13 protein-coding genes are annotated in these 15,195 nt (G+C 45.3%); 3 read left to right on the forward strand and 10 right to left on the reverse strand.

Annotated features, from left to right (window positions below):
* Nucleotides 1-349: 349 nt before the first annotated feature.
* Nucleotides 350-1,150, reverse strand: coding sequence for a zinc transporter ZupT (gene zupT, locus HF992_RS09280; protein ID WP_168549792.1), 801 nt, complete (start codon nt 1,148-1,150; stop codon nt 350-352).
* A 439-nt stretch (nt 1,151-1,589) separates the two neighbouring features.
* On the opposite strand from zupT, the gene HF992_RS09285 reads away from it, so the two are divergent.
* Nucleotides 1,590-2,420 carry a formate/nitrite transporter family protein gene (locus HF992_RS09285; RefSeq protein WP_168549756.1) on the forward strand — a complete coding sequence of 277 codons (831 nt, stop codon included), beginning with the start codon at nt 1,590-1,592 and terminating at the stop codon, nt 2,418-2,420.
* 257 nt (nt 2,421-2,677) lie between these two features.
* Here the strand turns inward: HF992_RS09285 and radA are convergent, their stop codons facing one another.
* From radA to HF992_RS09320, 7 genes are all read right to left on the reverse strand, one after another.
* A complete protein-coding gene (gene radA / locus HF992_RS09290; protein WP_168549793.1) occupies nt 2,678-4,039 on the reverse strand; it encodes a DNA repair protein RadA in 1,362 nt (453 codons plus the stop codon).
* Nucleotides 4,032-4,604: a histidine phosphatase family protein gene (locus HF992_RS09295; protein WP_168549794.1), complete on the reverse strand. Its 573-nt coding sequence runs from the start codon at nt 4,602-4,604 to the stop codon at nt 4,032-4,034. Before HF992_RS09295 ends, radA begins: the two co-directional genes overlap by 8 nt.
* Nucleotides 4,605-4,611: 7 nt before the next feature.
* A complete protein-coding gene (locus HF992_RS09300) occupies nt 4,612-5,055 on the reverse strand; it encodes a dUTP diphosphatase (protein WP_168549757.1) in 444 nt (147 codons plus the stop codon).
* Between the two features lie 55 nt (nt 5,056-5,110).
* A complete protein-coding gene (locus tag HF992_RS09305; protein WP_168549758.1) occupies nt 5,111-6,133 on the reverse strand; it encodes a DNA glycosylase AlkZ-like family protein in 1,023 nt (340 codons plus the stop codon).
* Between the two features lie 70 nt (nt 6,134-6,203).
* On the reverse strand, nt 6,204-7,988 hold the full coding sequence (locus tag HF992_RS09310; protein WP_168549759.1) for an ABC transporter ATP-binding protein: 1,785 nt from the start codon (nt 7,986-7,988) through the stop codon (nt 6,204-6,206).
* Between the two features lies 1 nt (nt 7,989).
* Nucleotides 7,990-9,696 (reverse strand): ABC transporter ATP-binding protein, encoded by a 1,707-nt coding sequence (locus tag HF992_RS09315; protein ID WP_168549760.1) that lies wholly within the window; start codon nt 9,694-9,696, stop codon nt 7,990-7,992.
* A complete protein-coding gene (locus HF992_RS09320; RefSeq protein ID WP_168549761.1) occupies nt 9,689-10,138 on the reverse strand; it encodes a MarR family winged helix-turn-helix transcriptional regulator in 450 nt (149 codons plus the stop codon). The genes HF992_RS09315 and HF992_RS09320 overlap by 8 nt, the downstream gene beginning before the upstream one ends.
* 580 nt (nt 10,139-10,718) lie before the next feature.
* Between HF992_RS09320 and HF992_RS09325 the strand changes: the two genes are divergently transcribed.
* Nucleotides 10,719-11,732 carry an NAD(P)H-dependent glycerol-3-phosphate dehydrogenase gene (locus HF992_RS09325; RefSeq protein WP_168549762.1) on the forward strand — a complete coding sequence of 338 codons (1,014 nt, stop codon included), beginning with the start codon at nt 10,719-10,721 and terminating at the stop codon, nt 11,730-11,732.
* 245 nt (nt 11,733-11,977) lie between these two features.
* Nucleotides 11,978-12,913 carry a UTP--glucose-1-phosphate uridylyltransferase GalU gene (gene galU / locus HF992_RS09330; protein ID WP_168549763.1) on the forward strand — a complete coding sequence of 312 codons (936 nt, stop codon included), beginning with the start codon at nt 11,978-11,980 and terminating at the stop codon, nt 12,911-12,913.
* 487 nt (nt 12,914-13,400) lie between these two features.
* Here the strand turns inward: galU and HF992_RS09335 are convergent, their stop codons facing one another.
* Together HF992_RS09335 and der are read right to left on the reverse strand one after the other, a co-directional pair.
* Entirely contained in the window at nt 13,401-13,802 is a 402-nt protein-coding gene (locus HF992_RS09335; protein WP_168549764.1) for a hypothetical protein, read from the reverse strand.
* 70 nt (nt 13,803-13,872) lie between these two features.
* On the reverse strand, nt 13,873-15,183 hold the full coding sequence (gene der, locus HF992_RS09340; RefSeq protein ID WP_168549765.1) for a ribosome biogenesis GTPase Der: 1,311 nt from the start codon (nt 15,181-15,183) through the stop codon (nt 13,873-13,875).
* Between the last annotated feature and the right edge of the window lie 12 nt (nt 15,184-15,195).

A 15,195-nucleotide genomic window follows, 5' to 3' on the forward strand; every position in this document is an offset into this window, starting at 1 on the left:
GCCTTTTGTAGTATAATGGTTTTGCATCTCAGAGTTCCTTTTAATGTGTTTGTGGTGAACTACATTATATCTCTCTGAGATGTTTTTGCATACTCTCAACTGGCTAACTTCATTTTAGAACTTTCTAAACAAGAGCGATTACAAACAATTAAAGAATCTTAAGGAACTTTAAGATTTCTTTAAGCAAGGACTGTTATACTTTACTTATCCTAAAATTTTTCATATTCTCCCTATAACAAAAACCAGTCCAAGTTGGCTGGTTTTTGTTTTTTTGACAAGTTTAAATATTGCCTTCAAGGGTAAGCCTTCCTTTTAGAGATTGCCTTGAGAATCTTGACGACCACCATTTTCAAATAAACAACATCAAACTAATGGCCATAATAGCCATGCCTGCAATCAGCCCATAGATAGCTAAATGGTGTTCACCATATTTTTCCGCTGCAGGAAGCAATTCATCTAGTGAAATGAAAACCATAATCCCCGCAACTGCCGCAAAGATAAGACCATAAACTACATCATTCATAAAAGGCATGAGTAAAAACCAGCCAACTAAAGCGCCAATTGGCTCAGCTAAACCAGAGAAAAAGGAATAAGCAAAAGCTTTTTTGCGCGAACCAGTCGCCTGATAGATCGGTACAGCAACCGCAATCCCTTCTGGAATATTGTGAATGGCAATCGCAAATACAATAGGAATAGCAACTCTAGGGGACTGAAGAGCTGAAACAAACGTGGCTAGCCCTTCTGGGAAATTGTGCAAGGCCAAAGCGAAAGCCGTAATCAACCCCATCCGCATCAATTCTCCCTTGGCTTTCTTGTCTCGAGACTCTGCTTCTACCAAACGCACTTCATGAGGATTTTTTGAAGTCGGGATAACTCGGTCAATCAAGGCAATCAAACCGATACCTGCAAAGAAGGCCAAAGCCGTTAGCCAGTTGCCAAGAGACTCCCCCAGTTCTCCCGTTAAGAGATGAAGGCTTTCCTGAAATAATTCTACAAAAGAAACGTAAATCATCACACCAGCCGAAAACCCTAGACTCATCGCTAAAAATTTTGTATTGGTTGACTTGGCTAAAAAGGCAATCAAACTGCCAATCCCTGTGCTGAGCCCTGCAATCAGGGTCAACATAAATGCAATAGCTAAATTATTCATGCTCTTATGATACCATTTTTCTCGGTAGATAGGAAGCCTAGCCATCATTTCTCGTGGCACAAGCATGAAGAATTGAAATATCACCTTTATCTTGCATCCATTTGTTCAAAACACTTCTCAGGTGTTACCTTTCCGATGAGCATTTCCTATTTTTTTCAATTGTCCCAAAATCCCATCCCAATCGGCTATAATTTTAAGACTGCCACCATCTACTGGAGGACGATTTCTCCATGAACTTATCTTACATTTTTAAGACTATAGGAGATTTTTAAAACTGTAACCATTTTTCAAAAGTTCCTGAAAATAGCAGAGGCATTTCTGAAACAATTTACCAAACTTAAGGAAAATGTTTTAAAATACAAGAAAAATTCAAGCTTCCGCTAGAAATTTTCGAAAAACGTGGTATAATCATCTATGGATTAAAACTAAGGAGAGTATTATGCCCGTACCAACACCAAGTAGTCATTCCCATTCAGCAACCAATTCCGAGCTGATTGGCAGTCTAGCTAAGTCTATTGAAAAAAAGGACGCTCTATCTCGGCACAGCTTTCTCAAATACGCTGTACGCGCCATGCTGGCAACCCTGTTTTTAGCGCTTGGGACAGGAATCGCGTTTTACATTGCTGGCTATGCTAACGACATTATCCCACACTCAGGGAAATTTTTCTATGCCTTTATGTTTAGTTGGTCCTTGGTTATGATCGTTTACATGAACGCAGAGCTCGGTACTTCCAATATGATGTATATGACTAGCGCTGTCTACAATGGAAAATTACGTTTTTTGACCGCAGGAAAAATTTTAGCAACTTGTATCTTTTTTAACCTGGTTGGGGCGCTTCTTTTTTCTTACCTCTTGTCCTTAACAACTGCCTATAGTCACCTACCAGCTGATCACTACCTGTTTGAAGCGGTTGCTACCAAATTGGCTAAAACACCACTTACACAATTTGTCGAAGGGATTTTTGCCAATATTGTCGTTAATACTTCTTTATTTGTCACTCTTCGCATGAAGGATGATGCGGGCAAAGTATTTGCCATGATCTTTATCATTTTCATCTTTGCCTTCCTAGGATTTGAGCACGTTATCGCTAATTTTGTGTCCTTCCCACTTGCCTTCTTTGCTAATGGAGGTCCTGTTGAAGGCATGACCTTGTGGAATGTTCTTTCCAACTTCTTCTTCTCCGGTCTTGGAAATTACGTCGGAGGAGGTTTGATTATCGGCTTACTATATTCATGGCTCAATAAAAAATCTGACGTCTACGTTGACTAATCGCAAACATCCTCTGAAAATCTTCAGAGGATGTTATTTTTTTCAATCAGGTTTGTTCCAATAAAGAATGAATCACCACCGATGATTAATGTTCAATTTTTTAATAGCCCCGCTGATGGTTGAAAAACGAAAGCACACCTTCTTAATTTTCAACTTTGTTTGCGATCTATTCTACAATTCTTCCATACCAAAGGTCTGTTCAGTAAATGGTTATTTGAGAAGATCCTAAAACGCTAGTCTAAGGCTGGCGTCTTCGTTTAACCAAATACCTTTTTAAGGACTTCTCCCAAAGTCATAACCCCAACGACTTCAATGCCTTTCGGAACTTTGAGACCTGTTAGGGAATTCTTCGGAGCATAAATCTTGGTGAAGCCTAGCTTTGTGGCCTCGTTGATTCGTTGCTCGATGCGGTTGACTCGGCGTATTTCTCCTGTCAAACCGATTTCACCGATAAAGGCTTCTTGAGGATTGGTCGGCTTGTCCTTATAGCTCGATGCAATGGCCACCGCGACAGCCAAATCAATGGCTGGCTCATCCAGCTTCACCCCACCTGCTGATTTGAGATAAGCATCTTGGTTTTGCAGGAGTAAGCCCGCCCGTTTTTCCAAGACCGCCATAATCAGACTAGCTCGATTGAAATCAAGACCTGTTGTCGTCCGCTTGGCATTTCCAAAAACAGTCGGTGTCACCAGGGCCTGCACTTCTGCTAATATCGGCCTCGTTCCTTCCATGGTTACCACAATAGCAGAACCCGTCGCCCCATCCAATCGTTCTTCCAAGAAGACTTGACTCGGGTTGAGGACCTCAACTAATCCTTGGGACTGCATTTCAAAAATCCCAATTTCATTGGTTGAGCCAAAACGGTTCTTGACTGCCCGTAAGATACGGAAGGTATGCTGGCGCTCCCCTTCAAAGTAGAGCACGGTATCAACCATGTGCTCAAGCATGCGTGGTCCAGCTAAGGTTCCTTCCTTGGTCACATGGCCAACGATAAAGGTGGCCATGTTGTTGGTTTTTGCCAGCTGCATGAGCTCGCCCGTCACCTCGCGGACCTGGCTGACAGAGCCTTGGACGCTGGTGATATCTGGGGACATAACGGTCTGGATGGAATCCACAATTAGGAAATCTGGCTGCAATTTTTCAATTTCAGCTCGAATCCGCTGCATGTTGGTCTCAGCAAAGAGGTAAAATTCATTGTTGATGTCACCAAGGCGTTCTGCCCGTAGCTTGATTTGCTCTGCAGATTCCTCCCCGCTGACATAAAGGACCGTCCCAAGATTAGCCAGCTGGGTCGATACCTGAAGAAGCAAGGTCGACTTCCCAATCCCCGGATCTCCCCCGATAAGGACCAGGCTACCTGGCACTACGCCTCCACCAAGCACGCGGTTAAACTCTTCCATATCGGTTTGGGTTCTAGCCACAGAGCTGGATTGGACTTCGTTGAGCTTGACGGGTTTGGCCTGCTCGCCTGTTAGGCTGACGCGGGCGTTTTTAACTTCTGCCACTTCGACTTCTTCGACAAAGGAAGACCAAGCCCCACAATTGGGACAGCGTCCCAAATACTTGGGCGAATGGTAGTCGCAATTTTGGCAGACAAAGGTTGTTTTTTTCTTAGCGATGGCGTTCGTCCTCGATTTCTATAGATTCTAGGTCAATGGTGTAGGGAATCATTTGGCAATAGTCGATGGTGTCCATTGGGACAAATTGGCGAATCAACATGCCATGTGACACGATAGCGACCTTGTCATAGGCCTTATATTTTTGCAATGCCTTTAGAAAACGGGTCTTGACAGCATGAGCCGTCTCGTATCGGACAGGGCTATTTTCGATCAAAGCTCCACTATTTTCCATAAACAGCCGGTAGGCTAGATCCAGCTCAACTTCCGTATAATTGAGGCCTTCTAGGTCTGGGCGCCATTCATGAAAGAAGGGCTCGACCAATAGCTCCAGTTGGCGATTTCGAACCAGATAGGTCGCTGTCTCAAGGGCTCGCGTGATGGAAGACGAAATCACAGCATCAACATCGTCTAGTAAGGTGCTTTGGGCTGCTTGCTGTGCCAAGGTGCGTCCTCTTACCGTTAAGGGGGCTAAATCGCGCCCAAAACCAGCGTAAGCCTCTGGATGGGAAGCCTTGTCAAGCATACTATAATCCGGCTCGCTGTGACGGATAAATAAAATCTCCATACCAGAGTTAATCCCCTGTGCTTCCAAAGCCACCAGTGCGCTCACCTGTCGCCACATCACCGTCTGCTAGTAAAAAGGGCGCAAAAACCGCTTGAACAATGCGCTCGCCTGCTTCAACAGTCACTGCCTCATCGGTAATATTTTTCATCTGGGCGTAGATATGGCCTTCATTCGCTGGATTGCCGTAGTAATCGCCATCGATGACCCCGACCGAATTGATCAGGACCAAGCCTTTCTTGCGTGGATTGGACGAGCGATCATAGAGATAAAGCACCTCGTCTGCCTGCATGTAGGCTTTGACCCCTGTAGGGACCAATACAATTTCCCCTGCCTCAATAACGGTCGTTTCTGCAGCTTTTAGGTCATAACCTGCCGCATGGGCAGTTTCTCGTTTTGGTAAAAGATTTTCGTCAGTATAGGTTGATACGAGTTCAAAGCCTCTGATTTTCATGATGAGTCTCCTTGGTTTTCTTGTTCTATTATACTATATTATTCGGAAATATCGGCTAGTCATCGAAACTAAATGTGATTGAGGAGACAGATTTTTTCATCCATTCAGCATACTTCTTAAACTGTCGCCTGATGGCCGCTTGATGCTTCTGGGTTATTCTTTGCTTGCCTTGAACTTTAAAGGAAATCGTATCCCCTCTTATCTGAAATACCCACGTCGCTTTAAGCTGACCCTTGATAAGAATCAGTGCCGAAATCTGCCCAGCCTTCTTCCAGACGCTGGATTGATCTACAGGATCAATCAACAAATCCTTATACTTATAAGAGACCAATAAGGGATCAAATTTTCCCAAAACCAAAACGTCAGGTATGGTAATATCCTCTTTCCATGTTTTAAAATAGTAGCGACGACCTTCAAAAGTTAGTAGTTTTAGCTGCGCTAAATCTGTTTCAGTAATTTTGGACTGTTTAACTCCAAAGAAATGAGCAGCATCTGCTACAGTAGCAGGTTCGTAGAAGGAAAAGTAGGAGATTACTAGGTCTCTAGACATGTTTGTCTGGATATGATAATTATTGTCCTCCCAAACAATAAGACGGTCATCTGGTAGCCACTTTTGGTAGAGACGCCCTCGTTTGGAATTATAGATAAAGAGAGCAGACCAACGAAACAAATCTGCCCAGGAATCACCATAATAGTTTGGAAGTTGGTTACGTGAAGGATGTTCCGAAACCAGCTGACGTAAGCGATCACTCTCTGCTTCCCCGTCAATCCCTTTCTCAGCAAAATAAGCATCCGGCCACCGTGGAGTATCAGCAAGATAAGCCGTCATGGTAAGCCAAGCATCATGGTCATAAAAATGGTAGGTCTGCCGTTGTCCCCAAGCTAAAATAACATCTCCCTGTATGCTCTCAAAGGGCTTCGAGGATTCCAGTCGTGTAAAAATATTAAAAAGACCATGGTTCAGGTATTGGGATTGAATGCCCAGTGAATCTCCAAGCAGTTTAGTAAGATCTTTATATTGCTCAACAAGCCCTTGGTTCCAAAAACGTTGGGCGATAATCTCTTCTTTTGTCACCATAACCTTATTATATCATAGTTAAGTTGGTTGGTGACAAGAACAAGAGCCTGGGACAATAGTCCCAGGCTCTTTATTCAAACACAAACTGGTTGTGGTAGAGTTCGGCATAAAAGCCATTTTGTCTGAGGAGCTCACGGTGGTTACCCCGCTCCAGCACCTCACCGTCCTTGAGGACGATGATTTCGTCTGCTTTCAAGATGGTCTTGAGACGGTGGGCGATGACAAAGCTGGTCCGCCCCGCTACCACTGCCTCCATGGCCTGCTGAATCTTGCTCTCAGTCACCGTATCGACGTTTGAGGTTGCTTCATCAAGGATGAGCACCTGCGGATCGGTCAAGAGGGTCCGTGCGATAGAAATCAGCTGCTTCTGACCTGTCGAGAAGACATTTTCATCATCGGTCACGTAAGTCTCATAACCATCTGGCAGGCTCATGATAAAGTCATGGATATGGGTGGCACGCGCAGCGGTCTCCACCATCTCCTGACTGACACCTTCTGCCCCAAAGCGGATATTGTCTGCGATGGTGCCTGAGAAGAGCACCGACTCCTGCAAGACGATACCGACCTTGCTGCGGAGGCTATCCAAATCATAGTCTCGGATATCACGCCCATCAAAGCGAATGCTGCCGCTGTCCACATCATAGAAACGGTTCATGAGGTTCATGATGGTGGTCTTGCCAGAGCCTGTCGGTCCAACGACCGCTACCATCTTGCCCTTAGGCGCAGAGATAGACACCCCTTTGAGGACAGGCTTGTCTGGCACATAGCCAAAGTTGATGTTATCGATCTCGACACCTTGGCTCAATTCGGTAAATAGCGGCGCTTTATCAGGACGGACTTCCTCTTCTTGGTCAAACATCTCCTGAATCCGATGAGCTCCTGTAAAGGCCAGCTGCAACTCCGCCCAGCTAGAAGCAATCTGCATCATAGGCTGGTAGTACTGCTGCGAATACTGGACAAAGGTCACCACCAAGCCCAGCGCTGCTGCCGTGGTCAAGCTCGTATCGTCCAAGACCATCGAAGAGCCGATGAAAATCACGATCGCCGTATTGACCAAGCTCATGCCATTCATGACAGGAAAGAGCAAACCACCAAAAAGACGGCCTTTGAAGGTGGTGCGACGCACCTCTTCATTCAAGGTCAAGAAGCCGTCGATGGTCTCTTGCTGAATGCCTTGGACGATGATGGCCTTTTGCCCTGAAATCTTCTCGTCCATATAGGCATTGAGCTTGCTGACAGCCGCCTGCTGGAGATTACTGTACTTGCGGGCTAGGCGAATGATGACAACCAGAAAGAGCAGAGCCACAGGCGTTGACGCCACCGTCAACCAAGCCAAACGTGTATCTTGGCGGAACATCATCCAGACCATCCCCACATAGAGAGCAGCGTTGGACACCACTTGGGTCAAGGACTGGTTAAAGGCATTCTGGATATTGTCCAAATCACTGGTAAAGCGAGATAGAATGTCCCCATCCTTATGGGTATCGAAAAATTGAATGGTCAAGCGTTCTAACTTGCCAAACAGACCCTTGCGCATACGGTTGGTCGAATGCGCCACGATGCGGGTAAAGAGCAGGCTGTAGACCAAGTTGGCCACAACGGTGAAGAGATAGGCTTGAAAGAGCCGGCCCATGACCCCGTTAAAGGTTCCCATATCGGGACTAAAATTAGCAACACCTGTCTGCTTAGCGACCATGTATTGCTGCGCCAACTCCCCCAGAGCGCCTAGCGCCTCACCGATAAGGACAGGCGTTTTGACCTGCAAGTAGGTCGCCAGCACCACTGCCGCAAAAATCACTGCAAAGGAAAGTTTATAGCGTTTGAAATAAAACCAGAAAAAACGTGCTGTCTTCATCTTAGTCCTCCTGTCCTTTCTGCGTCTCGTAGATCTCACGGTAAACCGCATTTGATTGCACCAATTCAGCGTGGGTTCCTTGACCAATCAAGCGCCCCTCATCCAGCACCAAAATCTTGTCCGCGCGAACCACAGAAGAAATCTTCTGGGCGATGATGACTGTGGTCGTGCCTTTGAGGTCATGGTTAAGGGCTTCCTGTACCAGCTTTTCAGACTTGGCGTCAAGAGCTGATGTCGAGTCATCCAAGACCAAGATTTTCGGCTGACCGATCACCCCACGAGCGATGGACATGCGCTGCTTTTGCCCGCCTGAGAAGTTGTTGCCCCGCTCTTCGACTTGGCTTTCATAGCGGTCATCCATACGGTCGATAAATTCCTTGGCTTGGGCAATGCTAGCCGCACGGTTCAGGGCGTCCAGATCGGCACCAGATTTCCCTTGCCGCAGGTTGTCCGCGATAGTGCCTGAGAAGAGAATCGCCTTTTGCAGAACAATCGACACCGTCTCTCTCAGAGTATTTGGGCTAAGCGTCTTGATGTCCTTACCGCCGATGAAGATTGTCCCCTCCTGCGGGTCAAAAAGACGTGGAATCATCTGAGCTAGAGTAGACTTACCAGCTCCAGTCGCTCCAACCACCCCGACCATTTGCCCTGCTTCAATGGTAAAGGAAATATCCTTGAGCATGGGCTCGGTATCATGCGGGTAGGTAAAGCTCACCTTGTCAAAGACGATGCTCCCTGTCAAGTCTTCGTCTGCCCCTTCCACAAAACTCATAGCAGGCTCTGTATCGAGTACCTCGCCAATCCGCTTGATAGAAATAGCTGCCCGACTAGCCTGCATGCCCATAAAGCTCACCATAATGATGGAGAACATGATTTGCATGAGATAACTCATGAAAGAAGCAATTCCACCGACTGCTTCAGGCTCGGTCTCTACCATCCCCGATACCAGATAAATAGACGCAAAGACCGCCATATAAGAAATAAACATTAATAAGGGTTGCATCACTGAGAAACCATACCCGATGAAGAGGTTTAGCCCTAAAAGCTCATTAGAGGTTTCTTTGAATTTGGTGTATTGGTTTTTTTCCTGAACAAAGGATTTGACCACCCGAGCCCCACGCAGATTTTCCTTGGCGATACGGTTAATGGTATCCATCAAGGATTGGAATTTCCCAAAGCGAGGAACCATCTGGCTCATCACAACTGCCATGATTGCCCCAATCAAGATAATCATCACGATGATCATCCACCAGAGGTCAGGCATGGTTTTAACCGCCATGATAAAGGCACCAATAAAGAGTAAAGGCACCCGCATGAGTACTGTGAAAGTCATCATCATCAAGTTCTGGATTTGGTTGATGTCATTGGTCAGACGAACGACCAAATTTCCTGCGTTAAAGGTCTCGATGTTGGCATAGGAAAAGCTCTGAATCTTACGAAAGGCTTCCTCGCGAATGTCCGCAGACACGCCTTGAGCGATTTTAGACGCCAGAGCCGTGTTGATAGCCCCTGCTAAGAGCCCAATCCCTGCAATCGTTAGAAGCCAAACACCGACTTCTGAGATTTTTTCTTGGTCATTCATCAAGACAGCCTCTAGGACATCTTGCAAATAGCTAGGTTGCAAGAGACTACTGATAACCACGGTGGACACCATGAGCACAGAGCCTAGGGCATACCATTTGTAGCGTAAAATAGCGCGTTTAAGCATCTTTTCCTCCTGTATAAGCGGTGATATTTTCTGTCAACTGATGGAGCACCTGATGAAGGACCGCAAAGTCTTGACTGGAAATTCCTTTGAAAATTGACTGCCGCATCTCCTCATGAAAAGTGGCCAAAGGCTGGATTTTTTCGCGTCCTAAGTCGGTCAACAGCACCTGCTTGTAGCGCCGATCAGACACCGACGGTACAATCTCGATAAAGCCATTTTTGACCATACGCTTGACCAGGTTACTAGCTACAGACTTGGAAATCTTCAGCTCCTGCTCGATGTCTTTGACGAAAATTTCCTGCTTGTCCCTGCGACCGAGAAACATGAGCACATGCCCCTGTGGACCAGCCAAATGTTCGATGCCATTTTCTCGCGCCATCTCCTCACAAATGGTCTCTAGTTTGTGTAAAATCAGGCGAATATCTGATAGTGGATGTCCCATATCACCCTCCATTAGTTTTCATAGAAACTATTCTAGTTCTTATGAGGACTATTGTCAAGAGAAAAAACTCGCTTTCTTGTAATTTTCATTGTTTTTTCAAATAAATACTGGCTACCTACGCCAAATGCTTGAAGAAAATATAGCTTTCAGAAAGTGACCGTCATGATGAAAAGATCACTCAAAGTGGTAGGCTAGAGATAAAGATAACTACAATGGTTGCTGTTCTTGTTTCAATAGACTCCAAAAGTGAAGCACTAGTTAAACGAGTTGTTTTCAACTGGAATACCATTCATAAACTATCCCTGTACTTCTTAAACGTTATTCAATTCCTAAAAAGGATCTCAATTATCGGAGAAAACAAGGCTATATTTCTGTTCATGTAGAAAATTATTGAGTCCAATTTTTTGGAGAAAAAGCTACGGAGATGATTGGTTTAAAAGCTTTCTTTTCAACATTAATCTAAAGGCCTAAAAGGATAAGGAGAAAGGTTTCATCCATCGACTTCGAATGAATACCATATGAGATAGGAAAAGTGTTAAACTTATGATATAATGGAAAAAATAGCTTTTTAGGAGGTCGTATGGACAGACAAACCATCGCCGTCTTAGGACCGGGCTCATGGGGAACTGCTCTATCGCAAGTGCTCAATGATAACGGTCACGAAGTCCGCTTGTGGGGAAATATCCCAGAGCAAATTGATGAAATCAATTCCTACCATACCAATACCCGTTATTTTAAAGATATCGTGCTAGACGAGAAAATTGTCGCTTATACCGACTTGGCACAAGCCCTAACAGGTGTTGACGCGGTGCTCTTCGTCGTGCCAACCAAAGTCACGCGCCTAGTTGCCAAACAAGTCGCAGATGTGCTCGACCATAAGGTCGTCGTCATGCACGCTTCAAAAGGTCTCGAGCCAAACACTCATGAGCGCCTATCCACCATTTTGGAGGAAGAAATCCCTACGGCACTCCGCAGCGACATTGTCGTGGTCTCAGGACCTAGCCATGCTGAGGAGACCATTGTCCGAGATCTCACCCTAATTACAGCAGCCTCAAAGGATGAAGAAACTGCTAAATACGTCCAGGGTCTCTTTAGCAATCACTACTTCCGCCTCTATACCAACACCGATGTCATCGGAGTTGAAACAGCTGGCGCTCTTAAAAATATCATTGCTGTCGGAGCTGGTGCCCTTCACGGACTCGGTTATGGCGATAATGCCAAGGCTGCCATTATCGCGCGTGGCCTAGCTGAAATTACCCGCCTCGGTGTTAAAATGGGGGCCAATCCCCTGACCTATAGTGGTCTGTCTGGAGTCGGTGACTTGGTCGTCACTGGTACTTCTATCCATTCTCGCAACTGGCGAGCTGGTGACGCGCTTGGTCGTGGTGAAAAACTCGAAGAGATTGAGGCCAATATGGGCATGGTCATCGAAGGGATTTCCACCACCAAGGCAGCCTACGAATTGGCTCAAGAACTAGAGGTTTATATGCCTATTACTCAGGCCATCTATAGTGTCATCTATGAAGGAAAAGATATTAAAGAAGCCATTCTGTCTACTATGACCGGCCAATTGCGCCATGAAAACGAATGGTAGTGAAATCAACCGCACTAATCTGAAAAAATTAATTCCATCAGCCCTCATTGGAGAGTTCAATTGGAAGACACCAACCGTCTAACTATAATTGACACTAGAAGCATCGCACTTAGCCATTCGGTCAGTTAAATCACAAATTCATCGTCTAACACTTCACTCAGCCTTGTATCTAGTTTAACAACTAATATAGTTCTACCAAGATCAGAACTTTCCTCCAAACCTAGTAGCTTTGAAAGGATTTCAATATGGAAAAAAACGTTAGAAAAGCCGTTATCCCTGCAGCCGGTCTAGGAACTCGCTTCCTGCCTGCCACCAAGGCGCTTGCCAAGGAAATGCTGCCCATCGTAGACAAGCCGACCATCCAATTCATCGTTGAAGAAGCCTTGAAGTCAGGTATCGAAGACATCTTGGTCGTGACCGGTAAGTCAAAGCGCTCTATCGAAGATCACTTTGACTCAAATTTTGAGCTGGAGTACAACCTCAAAGAAAAAGGCAAGCATGACTTGCTTAAATTGGTAGACGAGACAACTGGCATCAATCTCCACTTTATCCGTCAGAGTCACCCACGTGGTCTGGGTGATGCGGTCTTACAAGCCAAAGCCTTTGTCGGCAATGAACCATTTGTTGTCATGCTAGGCGATGATTTGATGAATATCAACGGAGAAGGGGAACTTCTGACCAAGCAATTAATTGAAGATTTCAGCCGTACTCACGCTTCAACGATTGCTGTTATGGAAGTGCCTCATGAAGAAGTCTCTGCTTACGGTGTTATTGCCCCTATCGGTGAAGGGGAAAATGGGCTTTACTCAGTTGAAACCTTTGTGGAAAAACCAAAACCTGAAGAAGCGCCATCTGATTTAGCCATTATCGGCCGTTATCTTTTGACTCCTGAAATCTTTAACATTCTTGAACATCAAGAGCCAGGTGCTGGCAATGAAATCCAGCTAACCGATGCCATTGATACCCTCAATAAAACGCAACGTGTCTTCGCCCGCAAGTTTGAAGGCAATCGTTATGATGTCGGCGACAAATACGGCTACATGAAGACTTCTATTGAGTATGGTCTTCACCATCCTCAGGTCGCTAAAGACCTCCGCCGATACATCATCGAACTTGGGAAACAATTGGATACAGAGCCAACAAGCAATCCTCAGGTAACGCCAACTGAAAATGGTGATTAAAGCAAAACGTGTCTCCTAAATTGAGATACCCAAAAAACACTCCTTGAATCTGGCAAACGAGAATCAAGGAGTGTTTTTACTATATCCAAAAGACCTATTCGCTAAAAGGCAAATTGGCCTGTATTGGTACGTCTTTAAATGCTACATTTGAATATAATAGCCTCTTCAAAGATTTTTGGAGTTGCTGCATTGCGTCAAACTAGTTACTCGTTGGCCACCAAGAACTCATTCAGATTTTGATTTTCATCTAGCATGAGAACCCTAAACAAGCAAATCACTCCGTTCGCCGTGGAACCACTAGGAGGGCTAGGCATTCGATTAAATGTCAATCTGTGTAAAGATGGAACATAGCAGTGGTATCCATTGCTTGTACCAGCTTGTCAAGAAAAATAAAACTGACAAAAAGCAGGGCAGAAAAAATCCACGCATAACCCGTTTTAGCTTAAACCTTGAAGCTAAGGAGTGTGGAAGAATTCCTTTCCACTCTTCAGAGTTCTTTCTCACTTCCATTATTTTTGGGGGATAACTTTTCAACATACGCTAGCTGAATGGTTGCAAAAATGGGGACCAGTGTCACGATTATCGGATAGAAATAAATTCGGTAAGAGGTCCCCTGTAGACCACTATAGACCCACCAAACGTTAGATAGGACAAAGAGAAGAGTTGCCTCCAACCAGACCCAGCGGTTCTGGGTCTTTTTGCCTAAAAAGGAAACAAGAGCCCCTACCAAGAAAATAGGCAAGTGGGGAACAAAGAGCCAGAGATAAGCAAACAATCCCCAGCCTCTCTCAAACAATAAAAGACATACTGCAAGCAAAACATGGAAAATTCCATAGCCAATCAGATAACGAAACAAGAGGTTTTGGTAAAAAGCGTTCGTGTGTCTCATCAGATGCCCCTCCTTCTTCCCCAGAGCGTAGCCTACCTTTGTAAAAAACACTATCTTTACAATGACACTCCTATTTTCTCTTTCTTGCAATCAAATGGATCGGTGTTCCTTCAAACACAAAAGCCTTACGGATTTGGTTTTCTAAAAAGCGCATATAAGAGAAGTGCATCAACTCCTCTTCGTTGACAAAGACAACAAAGGTCGGTGGCTTGGTCGCCACTTGGGTCGCGTAGAAAATCTTGAGGCGTTTGCCCTTATCAGTCGGTGTCGGGTTAATCGCAATAGCATCCATGATGACATCGTTAAGAACAGCTGATGGAATCCTCATGTTTTGATTTTCAGAGATGGTCTTGATCATGTCTGGCAACTTGTGGAGGCGTTGCTTGGTCAAGGCCGACACGAAGATGATCGGGGCGTAGGACAAGTACTGGAACTGGTCCCGTATATCCTCTTCCCAATTTTTCATAGTGTGGTTATCTTTTTCAAGGGTATCCCACTTGTTGACCACGATGATGATCCCTTTACCTGCTTCGTGAGCAAAACCAGCGATCCGCTTGTCGTACTCGCGAATGCCTTCTTCGGCATTTAAGACCATCAAGACCACATCGGAACGGTCGATAGCCCGCATGGCCCGCATAACCGAGTATTTCTCCGTATTTTCGTAGACTTTTCCAGACTTGCGCATCCCAGCGGTATCAATCATGGTAAACTCTTGACCCTCACTATCGGTAAAATGGGTATCAATAGCATCACGGGTCGTTCCCGCCACAGGACTGGCGATGACACGCTCTTCTCCCAAAATAGCGTTAATCAGGCTTGATTTTCCGACATTTGGGCGCCCAATCAGGCTGAATTTGATAATATCTGGGTTTTCAGGTTCCGTCTGTAAAGGGAGATTGTCCACGATAGCATCCAGCACATCCCCTGTCCCCATTCCATGAACAGAAGAAACAGGATAAGGATCACCTAGCCCTAGAGCATAAAAATCATAGATGTCATTGCGCATCTCCGGATTATCAACCTTATTGACAACGAGAATGACAGGCTTATTGGTCTTGTAAAGAATCCTCGCCACATACTCATCTGCATCGGTCATCCCCTCTTTGCCAGACACAACAAAAACAATGACATCTGCTTCAGTCATAGCGATATCCGCTTGGTGCTTAATCTGCTCCATAAAGGGAGCATCAACATCATCAATCCCTCCTGTATCAATGATAGAAAATTGACGGTTGAGCCATTCCGCTGTGGCATAAATTCGGTCACGCGTAACTCCTTCCACGTCTTCGACAATGGAAATTCGCTCACCTGCCAAACGGTTAAAAAAGGTTGATTTTCCGACGTTGGGACGTCCAACAATCGCAACTACTGGTAAAGCCATGAGGCCTCCTTT

The sequence above is a fragment of the Streptococcus ovuberis genome (assembly GCF_012396585.1).
GTDB classification, from domain to species: domain Bacteria; phylum Bacillota; class Bacilli; order Lactobacillales; family Streptococcaceae; genus Streptococcus; species Streptococcus ovuberis.

Coding starts and splice junctions, on each gene's coding strand:
- zupT (WP_168549792.1), bottom strand. CDS start 1,150: ATGAATAATTTAGCTATTGCATTTATGTTGACCCTGATTGCAGGGCTC.
- HF992_RS09285 (WP_168549756.1), top strand. CDS start 1,590: ATGCCCGTACCAACACCAAGTAGTCATTCCCATTCAGCAACCAATTCC.
- HF992_RS09295 (WP_168549794.1), bottom strand. CDS start 4,604: ATGGAGATTTTATTTATCCGTCACAGCGAGCCGGATTATAGTATGCTT.
- HF992_RS09300 (WP_168549757.1), bottom strand. CDS start 5,055: ATGAAAATCAGAGGCTTTGAACTCGTATCAACCTATACTGACGAAAAT.
- HF992_RS09305 (WP_168549758.1), bottom strand. CDS start 6,133: ATGGTGACAAAAGAAGAGATTATCGCCCAACGTTTTTGGAACCAAGGG.
- HF992_RS09310 (WP_168549759.1), bottom strand. CDS start 7,988: ATGAAGACAGCACGTTTTTTCTGGTTTTATTTCAAACGCTATAAACTT.
- HF992_RS09315 (WP_168549760.1), bottom strand. CDS start 9,696: ATGCTTAAACGCGCTATTTTACGCTACAAATGGTATGCCCTAGGCTCT.
- HF992_RS09320 (WP_168549761.1), bottom strand. CDS start 10,138: ATGGGACATCCACTATCAGATATTCGCCTGATTTTACACAAACTAGAG.
- HF992_RS09325 (WP_168549762.1), top strand. CDS start 10,719: ATGGACAGACAAACCATCGCCGTCTTAGGACCGGGCTCATGGGGAACT.
- galU (WP_168549763.1), top strand. CDS start 11,978: ATGGAAAAAAACGTTAGAAAAGCCGTTATCCCTGCAGCCGGTCTAGGA.
- HF992_RS09335 (WP_168549764.1), bottom strand. CDS start 13,802: ATGAGACACACGAACGCTTTTTACCAAAACCTCTTGTTTCGTTATCTG.
- der (WP_168549765.1), bottom strand. CDS start 15,183: ATGGCTTTACCAGTAGTTGCGATTGTTGGACGTCCCAACGTCGGAAAA.